We start from the raw sequence: 21,361 nt of genomic DNA, 5'->3' as shown, positions 1-21,361 counted from the left end.
TTAAAATTTTCATCACTCACCACCTTTTCTTTTTTTCAACATTCCAATCCCCTTAGAAATTGCATTACTTGCTCCTCCACTAGAAATGCTTAGGGCTCCACCTATAACACTATCTACAATATTTTTATTTTGCCCACTAACGCCTCTTTTAAATCCTTGTTGAGTTGCTGCTGCAATTCCACCAAGTGCCTTTCCGCTAATTCCTTGAGAAATTGCACTAGCAGATTGTTTCCCCATTTCTGTAATATCTGCAATTCCCCCTTGTGTATTAAAAATGCTATTAATCATATCAGGAACACTTTTGCAAAGATCAAAGATGATATAAGAGGAGATGATGAGTAAAACAAAATAAAAAAGCAAAGTCCCGCCATTTGCAGTATTTGTAAAATTAGTTTCAATGGCAGTTTTTAGATTTTCAAAGATTCCACTTTTGATTTGATCGCTATTTGGCAATTTTGAAATAATCAAATGCACGATATTAAAATTAAAATATGCAAGAACAAATACACAAGGCTTAAAAAGCGTTAGGCTAATAATTTTTTTCAAAAAGACAATAATCATTCCCCTTGTAGCCTTAAAAAATCCTAGTGGCAATAAAATAATTGAAAAGCCAAGCCAAAAAATTACTTCAATGCTCACTTTTATAATGATTTGCATAATTGTAATAACAAATAAAATTTGCAACACTGCTAAAACCACAAACAAGAGAATATGAAAGAATCCAATGCCAAAGAAATAAGAAAAGCTCATATTAGAAATAATGGCATTACCCATTAGCATTAAAGTATTTAAAACATTATTGATTAAAATAATAATTCCACCAGCACCATTGCTTTCAAAGCCAAGCATTGCAAATGAAACTTCCATGACTTCTGTAACTTTTTGAAGGATAATGTCAGAAGGGAGAAAAATTACACTTTGTAGTGTTTCTAAAAAGACCTTAGGGTTTGAGATTGCCCAATTAAAAAAACCAAGATAGATAATAAACATGATGATTTTAATAACACTTTGCTGATTAAAAAACTCTTCTTTCTTTAAGGTAGAGATTGCCCAAGCAAAGATTAAAATAATTAAAACCCCATTTAAAACACTTTTTGCAATGGCATTGTCAAATAAACTCTCTATAATTTGGTATAAGAAGTCTTGACCAACAGAAAAAAATAAAGAGGTGATTTTCTGAAAAAAATCATCCATTTAAAAATCCCTCTTTCCATCTAGATCCAAACTTGTTTTTTAACTCATTCATCTTTCTCACCTTATCAGAATCAGAATTAAAAATATTGATATATTTATCTAGACGGCTCATATTGACATCCACAATTACTGAAGTCTTATCTAATAAGTTTTTAATTAAAATCTTTCTTTCATGAATAGGCGTATTGATTAAAAAATTTCTTTCAATCTCAGTAAAATTGATTTCATATTCTTTTTCTATCCTTTCAAAATTGATATGATTTTGTGGATAAATCATGAGATGACCAATGTTTTTCATATATTCTTTTGAATTTTTCACCTCCAAAAGCTGATCGATGGTTTGTAATGCCAAAACCATTACACCATTGAGTTTTCTTGCCTGTGTCAAAGCAAGCATCACGCGATCATTAAAAATTTCATTTTCTGTATAGCTTTTAAATTCATCAATAAACATCAAAAAGCCTCTTCCGCTTTCCTTTGCTCTATAAATCATTTTATGGAAGAGATAATAAGCAATCAAAGAAGCATTTTTTGAAGAATTGATAATAAAGTCCATATTGATTGCATTAAGCTTTTTATCAAAATTTAGCGTATCTTCTTTGCTATTAAAAAGGGGATTCTTCAAATACTTCTCTAATTGCATTTTAATAACACTATTAGAATCATTTTCAATCACGCTGATAAATTCTTTTAAAGAAAAAGGAATATTTTGTTTTGCAAAGATAGAATATGCCCTTTTTACCGCTTGATTAATGTAGCTAATGACTTGCAAATCATCTTTAATCCCTTCTTCTACATCACACATCATTTGGATAAAGCTTTCTAAAAATTGCGCATTCTCCTCACTCATAGGCAAAGAAAATGGATTGATAGAAAAGTTATTATTTTCATCTGGAGAGTTATACTCCCCATCAAAAAAATTGGTAAAAATACCCATGCCATTAAGCCTATCAAGGCTTAAAATATCAATATCATACTTCAAGCAATTCATAATCAAGAAAGTAATAAGAGTGGTTTTTCCGCTCCCACTAGCCCCAATAATCATGGTGTGACCCAATGATTTATTGTTTTCTCTATCCCTTTTTTTGGTATGGAAATTAAAAAAATAATTTTGCCCACTTTGTGTGTAAAATGTAGTGATAGGAGAATGCCCCCATGAATTTGATGAAAAGCCGGTAAACTCTTTTTCAAAGAGAAATAAGGAGGCGGAATTAAAACCAGTTTGAATTCTTTTTCTGACATTAAACTTCTCATTTTCTGGAAAAAATGATAAATAACTTGCTAATAAATTAATAGTCTCCTTTACTCCTACAAAGCCAAATCTTCTTAAATCTGTAATGATGAAGTTTGTAGATTCTTGCAGGGCTTCTTTACTTCTTGCAATAGGTAAGATATTAAAAGAAACATAATTAATTCCCACTCTTTCTGCAGAAACCATCCCTTTTAATTCACTTAACTCATCTCTAGCAATGCTTGGAGCACTCTTAATAGCATTAGTAAGCTTTAAGATTGCTTTATCTTTATTAAGATTTTTTAGAGTATAAATCAAATCAAATTCAAGGTTTTGGTGCAGGAGGTTTGAAATAGGGAGAGATTCAATTACATCAGTATCATAGTTTTTAATAGCAATAATGCTTTTATAGATTTCTTGTTCATGATTTTTTTGCAAAAAATAATCTTTATTAAACTCTACACTACTTGCAATATAGCTATCTGTTAAAATGCTTTGTTTTGCCCTCAAAGGAAAATTTATTGCAAAACCATTGATATATTCTGCAAAAATAGAAAGCACCTCATTAGCCTTCAATGCCCTTGGATGAAATCTTTCAAGATTTTGCATTAATGCTTCTCTTGCATTTTTTAATTCGACTTCTTTATTGTTGTAGGTTACATTATTTAGCGTTGATTCTGTTAAAATCCTCTTTTTCTTTTCTAATGACCCTTTTATGGAGCTTATAGTCTCTAAAATCAAAAAATAGCGATTTTCATAATAGACTTGGTTATCTCTCCATTTATCCACCACATTTTTTGCATAAAAGCCTAAATTCTCCAATTCTTCATTCTTTAAGAAATGTTTGCGTCTTTTAATCAAGATTTTTAAATTTAAGTCCCCAATTGAATTAAATGCAACAATTTTTTCGGCAAAAGAAGCATTGATGATTTCATCTGTTGCAAAAGAATAACTCATTCCATTAAGTTCAATGCCACAAACTAAATTCTCTTTTTTTGTGATCAAAAAATCTTCATTAAAAAGCCCTAATATGTTGTTTTCATTCGCCATAGATAGGGTTTTTGGAGCAAATTTATAAAGCAAACTTTCTAAAAAATTCAATGATTTTCCTTTCAAGGGTAAAAAATAGAGCGATTGCTTTTTGGAAATAAATCAATTGTCTTTACAATCAAAATTTCAAAAAAGTCCTCATCAAAAAATTCGGCAATATAAAGTGTGATGATGCTAATAAGGGTGATAACTAGAAGCATCAAAACACTATATTGAATCAGGATAAAAACGCCCCAATTTCCATAAAGTGCTACAAACCACGCCATAAAACTCAATCCAAAAAACTTTCTTTTTTTGGATAGGTCTCTGTAGTTTGTAGAATTTGTTTTGATGACAAACATTAAAAGAACCCTACAATCCAACCAGCTAAGGAGGAAGCACCCAAAATTACAGAGAATGCGATAACTACCATAATTAGGCTAGGAGTAATTTGAGCGAGATTATCTCTATTTTTCAAAATATAAATTCCAAATGCCGCAATCACAATAGCCATAATTCCTATAAATTCCGGTGTTTTAGTAAAACCTGTGATGTTATCTACAAGACTTTTAAAATCCGCATAAGATGTACTAAAAGTCACTAATAAACAAATAATTATTCTTTTAAAAATAGTTTGCATGAAAATATCCTTTATTTGGTTTTTCTTTTATTTCAAAATAATTCAAAATTGAATCTGAAACTCTTTTTTTAATAATTCCTCTATAGAATTTACATGTTGTTTTTGGCAGCCTTCTTCCTGTCAAGTCTTCATATTTAAATGAAACAATTTCATTATCACCTCCAAACTCTAGCATTGCACTATTTAGTTCTTGTATCCTATATTTCTTATCGTATTTTATGGGTGATAAGAGATCCCATTCCTGCTCTTCTAAGAGATTTTTTCTTAGAAGATTTGCATTGTTTTTTAATCGAAGTTTGTAATTTTTAAACCCAATTGCAATGGTTTTGAAAATCAACGCCACATTGCGGTATAGACGAGATTGTGTATTTCTTTTTTCTTTATCTTGTGTCTTAATCTTCCATTCCCTTGTTTCTCTGAATGAAAGGAGTTCAACAATGACTTTTCCACACTTTCTGTAATGTTTTAAAAATCCATAGCCTTCTAGGTTCTCTAACCAGTTTTTAAGGGTTTTCTCACAGATATCCAAAAGTAAAGAAAACTCACTCAAGCTAATAAAATACTTCTTTTTGTCCTTATCCATGGGCTTTGCCTTTTTAAGTAAAATATCCAATAATACGATACTTGAGCCTAATTCTTTAAGTGCCAAAATCTCATTAATCTCTAAATCCTTGAATAACATTCTTGCTCCCTGCTTGATGTCTCAGCTTTCTTTAAACCAAGGAAAAAATCAATTTAAATGTAGTAAAATTAAAAAAAAATTCCTATATCTACAACAAAGGTTAATCATGAAAAAAGTCATTACAAGATTTGCACCTTCCCCTACTGGACATTTACACATAGGAGGTCTGAGAACCGCACTTTTTAATTATCTCCATGCTAAAGCACATGGCGGGGAATTTAGGCTGCGTATTGAAGACACTGATCAAGCAAGAAATTCCGAAGCCGCGACAAAAGCAATTTTGCAAGCATTTAACTGGGTAGGATTACAATATGATAAAGAAGTAATTTATCAATCAAAGCGTCTAGAACTTTACCAAGAATATATCCAAAAACTCATTAATGAGGGCAAGGCATATTACTGCTACATGAGCAAAGAAGAATTAGATGCACTAAGACAAGAGCAAGAAAGAAATAAACAAACCCCACGCTATGACAATCGTTATCGTGACTTTACAGGCACCCCTCCTAGCAATGTGCAACCTGTTGTGAGAATCAAAGCCCCACTAAGTGGTGTAATCACTTTTGAAGATGGCGTAAAAGGCTTTATGCAATTTCAAGCAAGCGAGGTAGATGATTTTATTATTGCAAGAAGTGATGGCACCCCAACTTATAATTTTGTAGTAGCAATTGATGATGCATTAATGGGCATTACAGATGTTATTCGCGGAGATGATCATCTTAGCAATACCCCTAAACAAATTGTTGTATATCAAGCATTAGGTTTTGAAATTCCAAAATTTTATCATGTGCCTATGATTTTGGGTAGCGATGGTGCAAAACTTAGTAAAAGACATGGTGCAATGAGTGTTATGGAATACAAAGAATTAGGCTATCTCCCTGAAGCATTACTAAATTTTTTAGTAAGACTTGGATGGAGCTATCAAAATGATGAGATTTTTAGCCTCAAAGATATGTTAGAAAAATTTGATGCTAAAGATCTCAACACCTCACCAAGCTGTTTTAATCAAGAAAAATTCCTCTGGCTCAACCAACATTATCTCAAAGAAACTCCTACACAAAAATTAGAATCCTTATTAAATATTCTACCTCCCTTACAAAATGCACAAAAAGAAGTCTTATTTCAAGAGCTAAAAAATCGCTCCCAAACACTTATAGAATTTCAAAACCAATGTACAGAAATCTTCACAAATCCACAAAATTATGAAGAAAAAATGCTCAAAAAATATACCCCAGAAATTAAAGATCTCCTTGAAAAATTTATAATATTTTTGCAAGAAAGGGAATTTTCTTCTCTCATTCAAATACAAGAATCTTTACATGAATTTTGTGAAACAATGCAAATAAAAGCTGGCACATTAATGCCAAATCTACGCCTTGCACTCTTTGGAAAACCCGGTGGAATAGGAATTGCTGAGGGTATATTTATCTTGGGCAAGCAAATAAGTTTGCAAAGAATCCAACAATTAACCACAAAAACCCACTAGCTTAAGCATATAAAGGGTAATGCATTCCTTGCTATACCCTTTTGCTATCTATTTTTTAAAATTCAGTGCCTCCATATCTCCTATTTTTTATGCAATCAGTTTGATTTTTTTAATCTAAAAAGTTATACTTTTTCGTTATTTTTGTGATTTAATTCTCTCAGGAGAATGGCATACAGTGCTCTTATATCTACAAAAAATACATTCGCGATATTTTATTTTTGAAAGGAAAAATATGAAAAAGTTATTCTATCTCTTCATGGTTGGCGCTGCGCTTAGTTTTGCAAAACCTTACAATATAGATAAGTCACACTCTAGCGTAGATTTTGAAATCAAGCACTTATCACTTACAAAAGTAAAAGGAAGTTTTGCAAATTTTGAAGGTAAAATTGATATTGATCCTAAAACAAAAATTATTAACTCTTTTGCAGGGACTTTAGATATTGCTTCTATCGACACAAAAGATCAAAAAAGAGATAATCATCTTAAAGCTTCTGATTTTTTTGATGTAGCAAAATTCCCAAAAGCAAAATTTAAAATGACAAAATTTGAAAATGGAAAAATATATGGGGATCTTACTTTCCGTGGTATTACAAAGCAAGTAGTATGGGAGGCACAAATTAATGGCCCTGCTATCAATCCTATGAATAAACAAGAATTTATCGCTCTTGAAATTGAAGGGAAGGTTAATAGAAAAGATTTTGAAATTGGCCTTAGCTTTGCAAATGTAGTTTTAAGCGATGAAGTGAAGTTTAGCATTCAACTTGAAGTTTATGCACAATAATTTTATAAAGAAGTATTTTTATACTTCTTTGGCTTGTTTTTTTTGCTCTTTTTATCCACTAGTCGCACAAGATAATATACACACCACAACACAAACAACATCTCCTGCGACTCCACAGGAAAATACGCAAATCTTTTTACAAAACACAGAAGAAAATACCTTAGAAACTCCACCTCTACCTACAAGTCCACAAGATTCTCTACATCTTAAAAATCTAAAATTTATCTATGGTATTGATTTTGATTTTCTTTTGGACAATACCGAAGAATCTCAAAAGTATTGGCCTACTAGAACACTATTTACAGGAAGTATTGCTCCAGAGATTGGCATTTCTTTTAAAAATCAAAATTTACGTGTAGGTGGGCATTTTATTCAAAATTTAGGAGAAAAATATCCTGCAAAAAATCTCCTTACCTTCTCTTATGATTTTACATATAAAGATATTAAGGCTTTTTTTGGTATTTTTCACAAAAAACAATGGATTGGTGAATATTCCCAACTTTTTTATCGCAAAGATTTTTTATTTTACAATCCTCTAATCAATGGAGTTTTATTTCAATATGATTCCCAAAAATACGACCTTCAAGCAGAATTTATTTTTGATTGGTATGGCGGAGATATCACAAAACGAATTGATGAGTTTTTAACACAAGGTTTTTTAAAAAAATCCTTTTTTAATAAAAAATTATTTTTCGGTGGTTCATTTTTACTTTATCATTTTAAAAATGATGAATTTTTAAACCTTGATGGTGGAAATTTTGATACTTATTTGCTAGATCGATTTTATTATGAACTTTTTATTGGCTCCAATCTCCAATCTCTCACTCCATCTATGGATAAACTTCTTTTTAAGTTTAGCAATCTCTCTTCACTTGAGCGAAAAAGACGATTATCTACAGGCCTTGACCCCTTTAGCAATCTCCTTGGTTGGCAGTTTGATTTTCAAGCTCAATACAAAGGTTTTGGCTTTGAAAATAGTCTCTATTTTGGTAAAAATCAATACAAGTATTTTTCAACCTACGGGGAAGATTTTTATGCTGGTCTCCCTTTTTATCAATCTCCACTCTTTGATCGTGCAGAAATTTATTATGAATACAAAAATGATTATTTAACAGGTAGATTTAGTTTTATTTTACATTTCACTCAAGATGCTCTTGCTTATCAACAAATGCTATCCCTTAGCCTTGATACGCATAAACTTTTTAGATTATTGTTACGCAAATAAATTTTTGGTAAAATGATAAAAAATTATTATTCAGGAACAACAAGAAATGATGAAGGGTTTTAAAATTTTTAGTGGAACGGCACATGTTGAGTTTAGCAAAGATCTAGCAAAGCATCTTGATGGAATCGTCTCCAAAGCTAGCATTAGCCGATTTAGTGATGGGGAGATTAGCGTTCAAATTTCAGAATCTGTAAGAGGTAAAGATATTTTTATTATCCAACCTACCTGTGCCCCTACAAATGATAATCTCATGGAATTACTTATCATGGCTGATGCCTTTAGAAGAAGCTCAGCAAACTCCATTAATGCAGTTATCCCATATTTTGGCTATGCACGCCAAGATAGAAAAGCAGCACCAAGAGTACCCATTACCGCCAAACTTGTAGCAAATCTCATCCAAAGTGCAGGAATTAATCGTATTATCACAATGGATTTACATGCTGGACAAATCCAGGGATTTTTTGATATTCCTGTAGACAATCTTTATGGCTCCATTATTTTTAGGGATTATGTACGCTCCAAAAATCTCAAAAATCCTATCATTGCAAGCCCTGATATCGGTGGAGTTTCAAGAGCTAGATATTTTGCCGATCAATTACATCTTGATCTTGTTATTGTAGATAAAAAAAGAGAAAAAGCTAACGTTAGTGAAGTAATGAATATTATAGGAGATGTCACAGGAAAAGATGTAATTTTGGTTGATGATATGATTGATACTGCCGGAACGATGTGTAAAGCAGCAGATGTTTTAAAAGCAAAAGGAGCAAACTCCGTAATGGCTCTAGGAACACATCCTGTTTTAAGTGGTCCTGCCATCCAAAGAATCCAAGATAGTGCACTTGATGAAGTTGTAGTGAGTAACTCTATCCCTCTAAAAACACCATGTTCTAAAATCACAGTTTTAAGTGTGGCACCATTATTTGCAGAAGTTATCCGCAGAATCCATTATAACGAAAGCGTAAATTCCCTTTTTATCTAAGGAATAACATGATCTTGCAACACGAAATTCCTCAAGGTGGAAAACTTTATTTCAGTAAAAGTGCAAAACTCAAACGCAATATCGAAAGAAGTGCGAGTGAAGTTTTTTACAACAATGGATTTGAAGAGATTCTCACCCCTTCTTTTTCTTTTTTGCAACATCAACAACTTTTTAGCGATCGTGAGATTTTACGCCTTAGCTCTGAAAATAATCAACAAATATCCCTACGCTATGATAACACTATTGATACCATTAGAATCATCACTAAGCGCCTCATGCGAAGTACAGGAGCTAAAAAGTGGTTTTATATCCAACCTGTTTTTAGCTATCCTAGCAATGAAATTCATCAAATTGGTGCAGAATGCCTAGAAAAAGAATCTTTCAATCTTCTTTTAGAAATAAGTACACAGCTTTTTAAAATTTGGGGAATTCAACCTCATATACAGCTTTCCAATACAAATATCATGCAACTTTGCTCACAAGAGCTCAATTTAAACCCCACAGAGATTTTAAATACCCAAGTTGATCATCTCTTAAAAAACCCACTTTTAGCTCAACTTTTAAAAATCCAAACCCCACAAGATTTACAAAATTTCATACAAGAAAAAGCCCCCGCATTCCTAAAAAATGAGTTACAAAAATTATTAGAGAGTGCAAAAAGTATTAAATATGATAATATTATCATTTCAATTATTCAAGATGTGCCTGTAAATTATTATTGTGATATCACCTTTAGAGCATTTTTACAAAATATTACATTGATGCTAGGGGGCAATTACACCATTCACAATACTCCATCATGTGGATTTGGAATTTATACAGACAATGTCTTGATAATTTTACATAATAAGGAAAATCATGGCTGATTTAATTGTAGGAGTCCAATGGGGCGATGAAGGCAAGGGAAAAATTGTTGATAATCTTGCAAAAAATTATCAATATGTAGTGCGCTATCAAGGTGGTCACAATGCCGGTCATACCATTGTTGTAGAAAATAAAAAATATGCCTTGCATCTCATGCCTTCTGGCATTCTCTATCCAAATTGCAAAAATATAATTGGCAATGGTGTTGTAATTTCACTTGAGGCACTCTATGAGGAAATGCAACAATTTCCAAATCTAGAAAAACGTCTCTTTATTAGTGATCGCGCACATATTATCACTCCCTATCATCAAATCTTAGATTCCTTAAAAGAAAACCATTCTAAAAGTGCTATTGGTACCACAAAAAAAGGCATTGGCCCTGCTTATAGTGATAAAATTTCAAGAGTGGGGTTTAGAATGGGAGAGCTAAAAAACCTTGATGCATTTTCTAATAAATTACAAAATTATTATGAAGAGCTAAAGCCCTTAGAAACTCTTTACAACATCACCTTCCCCACACCACAAGAAATTTTTGCAAATATTAAAAATTTACAACCCCATTTCTTGCCTTTTATCACAGATACAACAAGACTACTTTGGGAAGCGCTTGATTCTAAACAAAAAATACTACTTGAAGGTGCACAAGGAAGCATGTTAGATATTGATCATGGCACCTATCCTTTTGTCACTAGCTCTACTACTACTGCGGCTGGTGCTAGTAGCGGAACAGGAATTGCCCCCAAAGAATTACAAAACATTATTGGGATTGCAAAAGCTTATTGCACTAGAGTAGGCAATGGCCCCTTCCCCACAGAAGAAAACAACCAAACAGGAGAGCTTATCGGACAAAAAGGTTTTGAATTTGGCACAACAACAGGTAGAAAAAGACGCTGTGGATGGATTGATGCAATTGCTTTGAAATATGCTTGCAAAATCAATGGTTGCAATCAATTAGCGCTTATGAAGCTTGATGTATTAGATGGATTCTCTGAGGTTAAAATCTGCACAAAATACCAATACCATGGTCAAATTATTGATTATATTCCTAGTGATTTGGAAAATGTCACTCCAATTTATGAAAGTTTTAAAGGTTGGAATCATACATTTGGTATCCGTGATTTTAAACAGCTCCCCATAGAAGCGCAAAACTATATTACTACTCTAGAAAAAATCATCGGGGTAAAAATCTCAATTATTTCCACCTCGCCTGAAAGAGATGATGTAATATTTTTATGAAAACAAGTCTTAGTCCTGTCTTGAAAGCCAAAAAAAATGATCTTGACAAACAAGAAGTACTTATCTCCAAAATCAATCAAGAAATTCATCAAAAATTTGATGAAATTTCTCTTTTGCAATCTGAAATGCATAGCTTTTTTACTCCACAAACAGGAACAATTCAAGATTTTAAAATCCTTCAAGAACAAAGAGCAACTTTTTTATTTCAAATTGATTTTTTACATGAACAAATCTCAAGTCTTAAGGCACAAAGGAAACAAGCCCAAAATCTCTACCAACAACTTTATAAAGAATATGAAAAAATCAATTATATTCATAATGAAGAAATTAAAAAATATCTTATGAAAATTAAAAAACAAGAAGAAAAAAATCTTGATGAAGTTGCTACGATTTTATTTAAAAAAAAGGAGAATGCATGAAAAAAATACTTTTTTTACTATGCTTTTGCCTCATTTATGCGCAAGAAGAAACTACAAACGTTATCCAATGCAATGCCATTTTTAACGCGCGTAAAGATGAGATTTTGGCACAACTCCAAGAACTAGAAGAAAAAAAACAATCCCTAGAAACTTTACAAAAAGCAGGAGATGAACTTTTTGCCGAACGAGAAAAAAAACTAAAAGATCAAGAGCAAAAACTAGAAGAGTCAAAAAAAGAAATTGAAAAAAAAGAAATTGCTTTACAACAATCTCAAAAAGAATCAGAAGAAAGAGTTAAAAAAATCCTAAAACAAAATGAAGAGATTTTAAGGCAAATTCGCGATGAATCTGATAATAAAATTGCACAAACTTATGCCAAAATGAAAGATTCTAAAGCTGCTATGATTTTAAATGACCTTACCCCAAGCCAAGCAGCAAATATTTTGTTCCATCTTAAACCTCAAGAAATAGGAAAAATTTTAGCCAAAATGGATCCACAAAAAGCTGCAAAACTCACAGAACTTCTCAAAGAAGGTCCTCCATTTGACAAAAGCAATATGCAAAATGAAGAAAACAAACCTCTAATTTAATAAAAAAATCAGGGAAAATATTATATAGTAGAGAAAAATTAAAAGGAATACCATGAAAATCTTAGTAATCCAAGGACCAAATCTCAATATTTTAGGCCACAGAGATCCAAGAATATATGGTCCAATGACTTTAGATCAAATCCATGCAAATATGCAAGAATTTGCAAAGCAAAACAACTTTGCAATTGACTTTTTCCAAAGCAATTTCGAAGGTGAAATCATCGATAAAATCCAAGAGTGCATTGGTGGAGAATATCAAGGAATTATCATTAATCCAGGTGCATATTCACACACCTCAATCGCAATTGCTGACGCCCTAGCTTCCGCAGGAGTACCAGCAGTAGAAGTGCATCTTAGCAATCTTTTTGCACGCGAAGATTTTAGGAAAACAAGCTACACAGGTGCGGTTTGTGGTGGTGTAATCTCTGGATTTGGAGCAATGGGATACCATCTTGCACTTATCTCTATTTTGCAGATTATTAACGAAATCAAAGCTCTAAAAGACGCACAAGAAAAAGCACAAAAAGCAAATGTTTGATTTTATTACACAAAATGAAAATGCACAATTTTATGAATGTGGTTATAGCTGTGATAATGCCTGGCTACTAAAAGTTAGTCAGGATTGCTATTTCATCACTGATTCTAGATATACCCTAGAAGCAAAAGAACTTGCCAATAAAAATACTCAGATTATTGAAAGTTCAAATATTACACAATCTCTTATTGATCTTATCAATTCTCTTGCAATCACCACACTTGTTTTTGATTCCCTGCAAGTTAGTCTTGATATTTTTAATAAACTTTCCTCACAACTTCGCACAACTTTAGAACCAAAACCTAATTTTCACCAAAATTTACGCATCAAAAAAAATCAAGATGAAATTACAAAAATCAAACACTCCCAAGCTTTAAATACACAAGCTTATGAAAAATTTGCAGATTTTTTACGCAATTGTAAAGAAAATTTAAATGAAAAACAATTGCATTTTCAGTCAAAAATTTTTCTCCAAGACTTTGGAAAATATGATTTAAGCTTTGATCCTATTTTAGGAATCAATCACAATGCTGCCAAGCCACATGCCCTACCCTCTAATACACTACTAAAAAAAGGAGATCTACTCCTTTTTGATGCAGGAATAAAATACGAACGCTACTGTTCTGATAGAACTAGAACAACATATTTTCATGAAGAAATTAATTTTGATAAAAAACAAAATTTTCCAGATAAAGAAAGGCAGAAAATTTATGATATTGTCTTAAAGGCACAAGAAACCACCATCAAAAAAATCCGTGTAGGAATGAGTGCAAAAGAAGTTGATAAAATTGCTAGAAATATTATAGAAGATGCAGGTTATGGTAAATATTTCACTCATAGCACAGGACATGGTATAGGGCTTGATATTCATGAACTGCCCTTTATTTCACCAAGAAGCGAAGCGATTATTGAAGAGGGAATGGTATTTTCTATTGAGCCAGGAATCTATCTCCCCGATTCTTTTGGGATACGCATTGAAGATCTCGTCGTCATTAAAGATAATCAAGCAATTATTCTTTAATGCGCGCATTATTTTTCACTCCACATTTTCCCAAACATCATTCTATAAAAAAAATACATCAAAATATTTTTTGCCTAGGAATTGGCGGAAATATGGGAGATTGTTTCCGCACTTTCAAAAATCTTGTATTATGGTTTGAAAAAAATCCTCGCTTTTTGCTCATCTCCACAAGCCCAATTTACCAAAACCCTGCTTTTGGTTTTGAAAAGCAACCTGATTTTTATAATGCCACATTACTCATCGCTACAAAAGAAAGTCTTAATTTTGTTTTCCATCTTATTTTTTATCTTGAGAGAAAATTCAAACGCCCCAGAAAAAGACCTTTCAAAAACTCACCACGCACCCTAGATATTGATCTTTTATTTTTTAATGACAAAAAAATTAAATATCCTCATTTAAAACTCCCACATCCTTATTGGAATCAACGCGAATCTGTTATAATACCACTATTGCTACAAAACTTGAACTACAAGGAGTAAGGGTAGATGAAACTTTATACCTATGGTGGCGAAACAGCTGCAGAAGCACTTAAAATCGCACAAGAAAAACATGGCGAAGATGCACTTGTTGTAAAAACTAGAGAAGTGAGAAAAAAATCACTCACAGAGGCAGGGCTTTATGAAATAATCGTAGCGGTAGAAGATGAGATTCAAACACCTCCAACGCCCAAAAATAGTATCCAAAAACGCCTCGAAGAAATTAATCACAAAAAGATGCAAAATACCTATTTCCCTGCCTTAGAATCTCATGAAGAAGAAGATGCTGTAAGTCTCCAACTCTCTGATGCAATCAAAGAAATCAACCACACACTCGCCACTTCTACCATTCCTAAAAAAGAATCAAAACCTACTAATTTTGATTTGCGTTTTGAAAATAAAATCCACCAAAAAGAGGAAGAACGCTTTAAAAAAGAACAAGCTGAAATCAAAGAATTTAAAATCATCAAAACAGAACTTGACAAGATTAATGACAAAATCAAACTAATTCAAAACATGTTTTGGGAAGAAAAATCTCCCAATAATTTACAAATTCCTCAAGAATTTGCAGAAATCTATCGCATCACCAAAAATAGTGGAATCTTCCATGCCCACTTAGATGAAATCATGAAATTAAGCCTTGAACTCATGCCTCTAAAAATGCGAGAAAGCTCTGTTACCATTAAACGATATTTCCGTGAGGTTTTGCGTAAAATGCTTTATTGTCGCAACGAAAATCTTGACATGAGTACCAAAAAAATCATGATGCTAGTAGGTCCCACAGGTGTTGGCAAAACCACCACTCTTGCAAAACTTGCCGCAAGATACTCTAAGCTTTTAGACAAACATTACCGCGTAGGAATCATTGCTCTTGATACTTATAGAATTGCAGCAATTGAGCAGCTAACGTGGTATGCTAGAAAAATGAAATTAAGCATTGAAACCGTGATTGAACCCGAAGATTTTTTAAAAGCTATCGATGCACTACGCTATTGTGATATTATCTTAGTAGATACCGCTGGACATTCACAACACGACAAACAAAAAATCACACAACTCAAACGATTTGTGCAAAATGATTATAAAATTGACATTACTTTGGTGCTTTCTGCAACTACGAAATTTGAAGATCTCAAAGATATTTACAACGCTTTTAATGCGCTAGACATTGATTCTTTTATTTTTAGCAAACTCGATGAAAGCAAAGGACTTGGCAATCTTTTCTCTCTTGCCTATGAAACCAAAAAACCTATTAGCTATCTCTCCATCGGTCAAGAAGTTCCCACAGATCTCAATGTAGCTTCTAACGACTACCTTGCAGACTGCCTCCTCGATGGTTTCTATAATCCAAACAAAGGTAGACAATGAACGAAAATCAAGCAAGCAAACTCGAACAACTCCTTGATGGAAACAAAAAACTCCATTCCACAAAATTTATTGCCATTACAAGCGGTAAAGGTGGTGTAGGCAAATCTACAATCAGCGCAAACCTTGCCTATACTCTTGCCAAAATGGGGTATAAAATCGGAATCTTTGATGCAGATATTGGTCTAGCAAATCTTGATTTGATTCTAGGTGTGCGAACGCAAAAAAACATTTTACATGTTTTTAAAGGTGAAGCAACTTTTGATGATATTATTTACCCCGTGGAAAAAAATCTCTATCTTATCCCAGGAGATAGTGGTGAAGAAATCTTAAAATATGCAGAAAAAAATAATATTCTTGAGAATTTTGCATCAGAAAGTATGATTTTTGAAGCCTTTGATTATGTAATCGTAGATACTGGTGCAGGAATTAGTGCCACAACACAGGCATTTTTAAATGCGTCAGATTATGTAATAATCATCACCACCCCAGATCCATCTGCCATCACAGATGCCTATGCTACTATCAAAATCAATTCTAAATACCGCGATGAAATTCTCCTTGCCATCAATATGGCTACACGCTCCCAAGAAGCACTCAATATTTTCAATAAAATCCAAAGCGTTTCATCTAAAAATATGCCACATTTAAAATTATTTTATCTTGGACATTTTTCAAATAGCAACAATGTCAAAAACTCCACAAAATACCGCGAACTTCTCTGTAAAACAGAACCATATAACGCTTTTAGTATCGCAATGGAAGATATTGCTAGACAACTTATTTCAAAAATGGAACACAATGTGCTTAATTCTCCAAAAGCAAGCCTTGGTAGTTTTTTCAAAAGGTTGCTTAGTTATCTTTAATTAGGATGAGAAATGAAGCCCTTAAATTATCTCAATCTTTCTGTTGCTATGGGATTTTTTCTAGGTTTGGCATTTTCAATCGCCAAATTCGATGAGCCAGAAGTAATATTGTTTTGGACAATTGTTTCTACAATAAGCTTTTACCTCATCGCAATGCTAATTATTTCTATATACACTTGGTCTTTAGAGTTTGACCATACAATTTTTGATAAAAACAATCTTGAAAAACGTTTAGAGTTTTTCGACAAAGAATTTGACAACAGGGAAAAAGAAGCGCAAAACATTAAACATTATTTACAAAGTTTTGACTTTAATGGTAGTGGAAAATGAAAAAAAATATTTATAATCAAAATTTAAAATATTCACAAGATGAGTTGGCAATCCAATATCTCCCTGCAGTCAAAGCCCTAGCCTATAGAATCAAAGAAAGGGTACCAAGCTCTGTTGATGTCAATGATCTCATTTCCATTGGTACTGAAGAATTAATCAAACTCGCAAGAAAATATGATAGTAATCTTAATGACTCTTTTTGGGGCTATGCAAAAACTCGTGTAAATGGAGCATTATTTGATTATCTGCGCTCTTTAGATATTATCTCTCGTGCCAATAGAAAGCTTATTAAAAGCATTGATCATGAAATCACACTTTATTACAATGAACATCAAGAAGAACCTACAGATTCTTATCTTGCAAAAAAACTTGGAGAAACGCAAGAAAAAATCAAAGAAGCGCGCATTGCTTCTGATATTTATTCTCTTGTGCCAATTGATGAGCAATATAACGCTATTGAAAATGACAATATTGTAGAAAAGCTTGAAAAAGAAGAACTTATTGAAAAAATTAAAAGTGTTTTAGAAACCCTAAGTCAAAGAGAACAGCTCATTATTCAAATGTATTTTTTTGAAGAAATGAATCTTAGCGAGATTAAAGAAGTTTTAGAAATTACAGAATCAAGAATATCGCAAATTACTAAGGAAGTAATCAAGAAAATCAGACGCACAATAGGAGTAAAAAATGGCTGATATTTTAAGTCAAGAAGAAATCGATGCGTTGTTAGAAGTCGTAGATAATAACGATACAGACAACTCACTAAATGAACAAGATTCTCAATATAAAAAGCAAATAACACTCTATGACTTTAAACGCCCAAACCGCGTTAGCAAAGAGCAATTACGCGCATTTCGCGGTATTCACGATAAAATGGCGAGAAATCTCTCCAGCCAAATCTCTGCGATTATGCGTAGTATTGTAGAAATCCAACTTCACAGCGTCGATCAAATGACTTATGGGGAATTTTTGATGAGCTTACCAAGTCCAACAAGTTTCAATGTTTTTTCTATGAAACCCATGGATGGCACTGGTGTCTTAGAAATTAATCCTAGCATTGTATTTTCCATGATTGATAGACTTTTAGGAGGTAAGGGTGAAGTTTATAACAATCAAAGAGAATTTAGCGATATTGAACTTAATCTACTTGATACAATCTTGCGTCAAATTATGCAAACACTAAAAGATGCTTGGGGACCGGTAGCAGAGATTTTTCCAAGTGTAGATGCCAAAGAATCTAGCCCTAATGTTGTGCAAATTGTCGCACAAAATGAAGTAGTTATCATGGTAGTAATGGAAATCATCATTGGGCACAGCAGTGGTATGCTTAATCTTTGTTACCCAGTAATCTCACTTGAGACTGTTCTCTCACGCCTCGGAAGTAGAGATCTTGTCCTTTCAGAGACAACTAGTTCTAAAAAAAGTCGCAACAAAGAACTCCAAGCCCTAATTGGTGGTGCAGGAATTAATGTCAGTGCATTTTTAGGCAATGCAAACCTCTCTCTAAAAGAAATACTAGAATTACAAAATGGTGATATTATCCGTCTTGATAGAGTCGCTGATGATTCTGTAGTAGTTGCAGTCAATGGTAAGGATAAATTTTTAGCAGACATAGGATTACAACGCTATCGCAAAACCATTCAAATAAAAGAAACAATCCGCACTGAAAAAGATCAAGTTAAAGATATTTTAGAAATGCTAGAAATCCAACGCAAAAACAAAATCAATGAAATTGAAGCAGAAGAGGAAGAAAACTATGAATGATTTTATAAAACTTTTTTCACAAGAGCTTGTCACCACTATCGAAGGCCTTATGGGCACCACGCCAACACTTGATTTTGTAAGCCAAAGCAAACTCCCAAACAATGAGATTCGTGCACCCTATGCTATCACCACTATACAAGCAAAAGGTGATTTTGAAGCTACACTAGCCATCCTTACCCCTGCAAATCTTGCTACTGCACTAGCAGATACTATGGTAGGAGGAGAAGGCAATAGTAAAGAAAATATGGATGATGACGATTTAGATGCTATCAAAGAAATCAATTCCAATATTTTTGGTGCCCTCTCCACCAATCTAGGATCACAAAAGACCCTACCAAAGCTTAGTTTTTCTTGCACAGATATCAATTTTATTACAAATGATACACCACTAACATCTTATGCACAAAATTATCATTTCAACTTTACACTAAATACCATCGATGCACCACTTTTCCTACTCACCTCGCAAGAATTTGAAAATAATTTTTCTAACCCCCAAGCACAAAAATCTCCTGCTATGCAAGAAACACCTCAAGAAATAAATCAAAACCTAAGTGCTGAAGAAATGAAAAATATCAGCATGTTACTTGATGTAAAACTTAATGTAAAAGTAAGAATCGGGCAAAAAAAAATGCTCTTAAAAGATGTGATTTCCATGGATATTGGTAGCGTTATCGAACTCAACCAACTTGCCAACGAGCCCTTAGAAATTCTTATTGATGATAAAGTCATCGCAAAAGGTGAGGTGGTAATTGTAGATGGAAACTTTGGAATCCAAGTCACTGAAATAGGTACAAAACGCCAAAGACTAGAGCAACTCCGCAACTAAAAGTCACAAAAATACACATATTACGCGATTTTTGAGATTTTTAGCAACCTGTAATTTTATTAAGATAGTTTTTATTATTTTAATACTACCGGTTTTTAAAATCAGTGTTACTTTTTAATATATTTTTTAAAAAAGTAAAAATTTCTATAAGATATACTCCTCCTAGATATTTATTTAAATGCTGTAATATACGCAAATAAGTAATGATATTTTTTATTAAAAATTAATGATATATTTTTTTAGGAGAAATGATCGTGAAACAAATAAAAACAAATAAAAACTTTTTTAATCCTATCATAGCAAGTTCACTAGCTTTTTTACTTAGTGGCTCTTTGTATGGACAAGGTAGTATTACGACAAATTGTGGAACAAACAATAATTGTAATTCTATAACAGGCGATGTCGTAATTAAATGGGGTGACACATCTAATAATGCTAATTTTGAAACTAGCACTTCTGATAATACCACCACAATTATTTTTAATAAAAGTGGGACGGGAGATAGCACCTCCACAGGAAAAATAGATACAGTGAATTTTAAAGATTCTGCCTTTATGGATAAAAAAATCTTCACTGATAATGGTAATCATACCATGACAGTGACCCTAGATTCGGGAAAAACCTTTAATCTTCTAGCAGAAAATACAATTTTTAATGCCAATTTAGTAATTAATGATACAAGTAGCAGTTCAACTCCAAAATTTACTGGAACTTTCAAACACGGCATGACTGGAAACATCAATATTGGAGCTGATAAAAATCTCTCTAATGCTAATACTACTCTTACTTTTGGAGACACTCCAACAAATGAAGCTAATACACAAAACTCTCCTAAAGAACTTAAAGGAAATATTACAATTTATGCTGCAGATGCAAGTAACAATACCATCACCTTTAAAGAAGATTTTAAAACACAAAAAATCTCAACAATTCAAGGAAAAAGTGCAATTACCTTTGAAAAAAATGCCACAATACAATCTTCTGGTGAAGCAATTAGTACAGGAACATGGGAAAAAAAAGGAGTCGCTGAAGCTACTTTTACTTTCAAAGGAACAACAAATTTAATCAAAAACACAGGAAATCCACAAGGAATAGCAATCCGAGCACATACCAATTCAGGTCCCAATAAAAATGCAAAAAATATTCTTAAATTTGAAGGGGATAACTCCACAAATACAATCGAAGGTGCAATTCTTGCAATAGCAAATCTCAATCATGATCGTAAGGGTATTAACGAAATTACCTTTAGTGAAAAAACTGCAACTAATACCATCAAAGGAAGTATTGCTGCAAAAGTAAGTAGTGTATCAGAAAATAACATTATTTTCAAAGGAAAGACTTCTAATACTATCATAGGATCTATCACAGCCAATGATGGGATTAATAAAATCTCTATGATCCCTACGAGTGGAAGTAATACCATCGCTGGAATTATTACTGCTACTGCTGATTCGTATGGAAATCAAGGAATAAACTATCTTTATTTTTCTGGAGAAAAAACTACAATAGGCAATAATGAAATCACAGATGAAACCAAAGCAATAACTACTTCAATCATTGCCAATAAAAAAGACAAGAGTACTACAGATATACACAATTTTTTAAAATTAGAAAGCAAGACTAATGAGATCAATCTCAAAGACCTTAGTGCCTTAGCAGAAGGGGAAACTAACAGAGATAAAGCTAGAAATGTTATCTCTTTAGAATCTACTAAGTCTATGATGTCTGAAGGTGGTAATACCACTCCTAATACCCTTAGAATCGTTAATATCACTTCCACTGGTGGTAGAAATTACATAGGTAAAAATATTTTAACTAGTAG

Annotated in this window: 23 protein-coding genes; 18 read left to right on the top strand and 5 right to left on the bottom strand. The window is 32.7% G+C overall.

What is annotated here, in order from left to right:
* Positions 1-12: 12 nt before the first annotated feature.
* The 5 genes from LW133_RS00115 to LW133_RS00095 are packed head-to-tail and all read right to left on the bottom strand — an operon-like array spanning position 13 to position 4,776.
* Positions 13-1,194 carry a hypothetical protein gene (locus LW133_RS00115; protein ID WP_233075384.1) on the bottom strand — a complete coding sequence of 394 codons (1,182 nt, stop codon included), beginning with the start codon at positions 1,192-1,194 and terminating at the stop codon, positions 13-15.
* Positions 1,187-3,526 (bottom strand): VirB4 family type IV secretion/conjugal transfer ATPase, encoded by a 2,340-nt coding sequence (locus LW133_RS00110; RefSeq protein WP_233075383.1) that lies wholly within the window; start codon positions 3,524-3,526, stop codon positions 1,187-1,189. The genes LW133_RS00115 and LW133_RS00110 overlap by 8 nt, the downstream gene beginning before the upstream one ends.
* Positions 3,527-3,537: 11 nt before the next feature.
* A complete protein-coding gene (locus LW133_RS00105) occupies positions 3,538-3,816 on the bottom strand; it encodes a hypothetical protein (protein ID WP_233075382.1) in 279 nt (92 codons plus the stop codon).
* Positions 3,816-4,094: a TrbC/VirB2 family protein gene (locus LW133_RS00100; RefSeq protein WP_233075381.1), complete on the bottom strand. Its 279-nt coding sequence runs from the start codon at positions 4,092-4,094 to the stop codon at positions 3,816-3,818. The genes LW133_RS00105 and LW133_RS00100 overlap by 1 nt, the downstream gene beginning before the upstream one ends.
* Positions 4,078-4,776 carry a hypothetical protein gene (locus LW133_RS00095; RefSeq protein WP_233075379.1) on the bottom strand — a complete coding sequence of 233 codons (699 nt, stop codon included), beginning with the start codon at positions 4,774-4,776 and terminating at the stop codon, positions 4,078-4,080. The genes LW133_RS00100 and LW133_RS00095 overlap by 17 nt, the downstream gene beginning before the upstream one ends.
* Positions 4,777-4,882: 106 nt before the next feature.
* Here LW133_RS00095 and gltX point away from each other — a divergent pair, with 106 nt between their 5' ends.
* The 18 genes from gltX to LW133_RS00005 all read left to right on the top strand — a co-directional run.
* Entirely contained in the window at positions 4,883-6,262 is a 1,380-nt protein-coding gene (gene gltX, locus LW133_RS00090; protein ID WP_233075377.1) for a glutamate--tRNA ligase, read from the top strand.
* Between the two features lie 232 nt (positions 6,263-6,494).
* Positions 6,495-7,043 carry a YceI family protein gene (locus LW133_RS00085; RefSeq protein ID WP_233075375.1) on the top strand — a complete coding sequence of 183 codons (549 nt, stop codon included), beginning with the start codon at positions 6,495-6,497 and terminating at the stop codon, positions 7,041-7,043.
* Between the two features lie 28 nt (positions 7,044-7,071).
* Complete coding sequence (locus LW133_RS00080) at positions 7,072-8,268, top strand: hypothetical protein (RefSeq protein ID WP_233075373.1); 1,197 nt, start codon at positions 7,072-7,074, stop codon at positions 8,266-8,268.
* A 49-nt stretch (positions 8,269-8,317) separates the two neighbouring features.
* Complete coding sequence (locus LW133_RS00075) at positions 8,318-9,247, top strand: ribose-phosphate pyrophosphokinase (RefSeq protein WP_233075371.1); 930 nt, start codon at positions 8,318-8,320, stop codon at positions 9,245-9,247.
* A gap of 8 nt (positions 9,248-9,255) precedes the next feature.
* A complete protein-coding gene (locus tag LW133_RS00070) occupies positions 9,256-10,113 on the top strand; it encodes an ATP phosphoribosyltransferase regulatory subunit (RefSeq protein ID WP_233075369.1) in 858 nt (285 codons plus the stop codon).
* Positions 10,106-11,347: an adenylosuccinate synthase gene (locus LW133_RS00065; RefSeq protein ID WP_233075367.1), complete on the top strand. Its 1,242-nt coding sequence runs from the start codon at positions 10,106-10,108 to the stop codon at positions 11,345-11,347. Before LW133_RS00070 ends, LW133_RS00065 begins: the two co-directional genes overlap by 8 nt.
* On the top strand, positions 11,344-11,766 hold the full coding sequence (locus LW133_RS00060; protein ID WP_233075362.1) for a flagellar export protein FliJ: 423 nt from the start codon (positions 11,344-11,346) through the stop codon (positions 11,764-11,766). Before LW133_RS00065 ends, LW133_RS00060 begins: the two co-directional genes overlap by 4 nt.
* Entirely contained in the window at positions 11,763-12,356 is a 594-nt protein-coding gene (locus tag LW133_RS00055; protein ID WP_233075361.1) for a MotE family protein, read from the top strand. The genes LW133_RS00060 and LW133_RS00055 overlap by 4 nt, the downstream gene beginning before the upstream one ends.
* A 52-nt stretch (positions 12,357-12,408) precedes the next feature.
* Positions 12,409-12,894, top strand: a complete 486-nt coding sequence (gene aroQ / locus LW133_RS00050) for a type II 3-dehydroquinate dehydratase (protein WP_233037080.1) — start codon at positions 12,409-12,411, stop codon at positions 12,892-12,894.
* Positions 12,887-13,912, top strand: coding sequence for a M24 family metallopeptidase (locus tag LW133_RS00045; protein WP_233075360.1), 1,026 nt, complete (start codon positions 12,887-12,889; stop codon positions 13,910-13,912). The genes aroQ and LW133_RS00045 overlap by 8 nt, the downstream gene beginning before the upstream one ends.
* Positions 13,912-14,391, top strand: a complete 480-nt coding sequence (gene folK / locus LW133_RS00040; RefSeq protein ID WP_233075359.1) for a 2-amino-4-hydroxy-6-hydroxymethyldihydropteridine diphosphokinase — start codon at positions 13,912-13,914, stop codon at positions 14,389-14,391. Before LW133_RS00045 ends, folK begins: the two co-directional genes overlap by 1 nt.
* A 6-nt stretch (positions 14,392-14,397) precedes the next feature.
* Positions 14,398-15,756, top strand: a complete 1,359-nt coding sequence (gene flhF / locus LW133_RS00035; RefSeq protein ID WP_233075357.1) for a flagellar biosynthesis protein FlhF — start codon at positions 14,398-14,400, stop codon at positions 15,754-15,756.
* Positions 15,753-16,619, top strand: coding sequence for a P-loop NTPase (locus tag LW133_RS00030; protein ID WP_233075356.1), 867 nt, complete (start codon positions 15,753-15,755; stop codon positions 16,617-16,619). The genes flhF and LW133_RS00030 overlap by 4 nt, the downstream gene beginning before the upstream one ends.
* 12 nt (positions 16,620-16,631) lie before the next feature.
* Entirely contained in the window at positions 16,632-16,949 is a 318-nt protein-coding gene (locus LW133_RS00025; protein ID WP_233075354.1) for a hypothetical protein, read from the top strand.
* Positions 16,946-17,641 carry an RNA polymerase sigma factor FliA gene (locus tag LW133_RS00020; RefSeq protein ID WP_233075352.1) on the top strand — a complete coding sequence of 232 codons (696 nt, stop codon included), beginning with the start codon at positions 16,946-16,948 and terminating at the stop codon, positions 17,639-17,641. Before LW133_RS00025 ends, LW133_RS00020 begins: the two co-directional genes overlap by 4 nt.
* Entirely contained in the window at positions 17,634-18,710 is a 1,077-nt protein-coding gene (gene fliM, locus LW133_RS00015; protein ID WP_233075350.1) for a flagellar motor switch protein FliM, read from the top strand. Before LW133_RS00020 ends, fliM begins: the two co-directional genes overlap by 8 nt.
* A complete protein-coding gene (fliY, locus tag LW133_RS00010) occupies positions 18,703-19,539 on the top strand; it encodes a flagellar motor switch protein FliY (protein ID WP_233075348.1) in 837 nt (278 codons plus the stop codon). The genes fliM and fliY overlap by 8 nt, the downstream gene beginning before the upstream one ends.
* Before the next feature lie 254 nt (positions 19,540-19,793).
* Positions 19,794-21,361 (top strand): hypothetical protein (locus tag LW133_RS00005; RefSeq protein WP_233075347.1); only part of this gene is annotated, 1,568 nt, incomplete at its 3' end.

The sequence above is a fragment of the Helicobacter anatolicus genome (genome assembly GCF_021300615.1).
Taxonomy (GTDB): domain Bacteria; phylum Campylobacterota; class Campylobacteria; order Campylobacterales; family Helicobacteraceae; genus Helicobacter_H; species Helicobacter_H anatolicus.
Note: the sequence above shows the minus strand (reverse complement) of the source record. Positions and strands in the feature narration are given on the sequence as shown.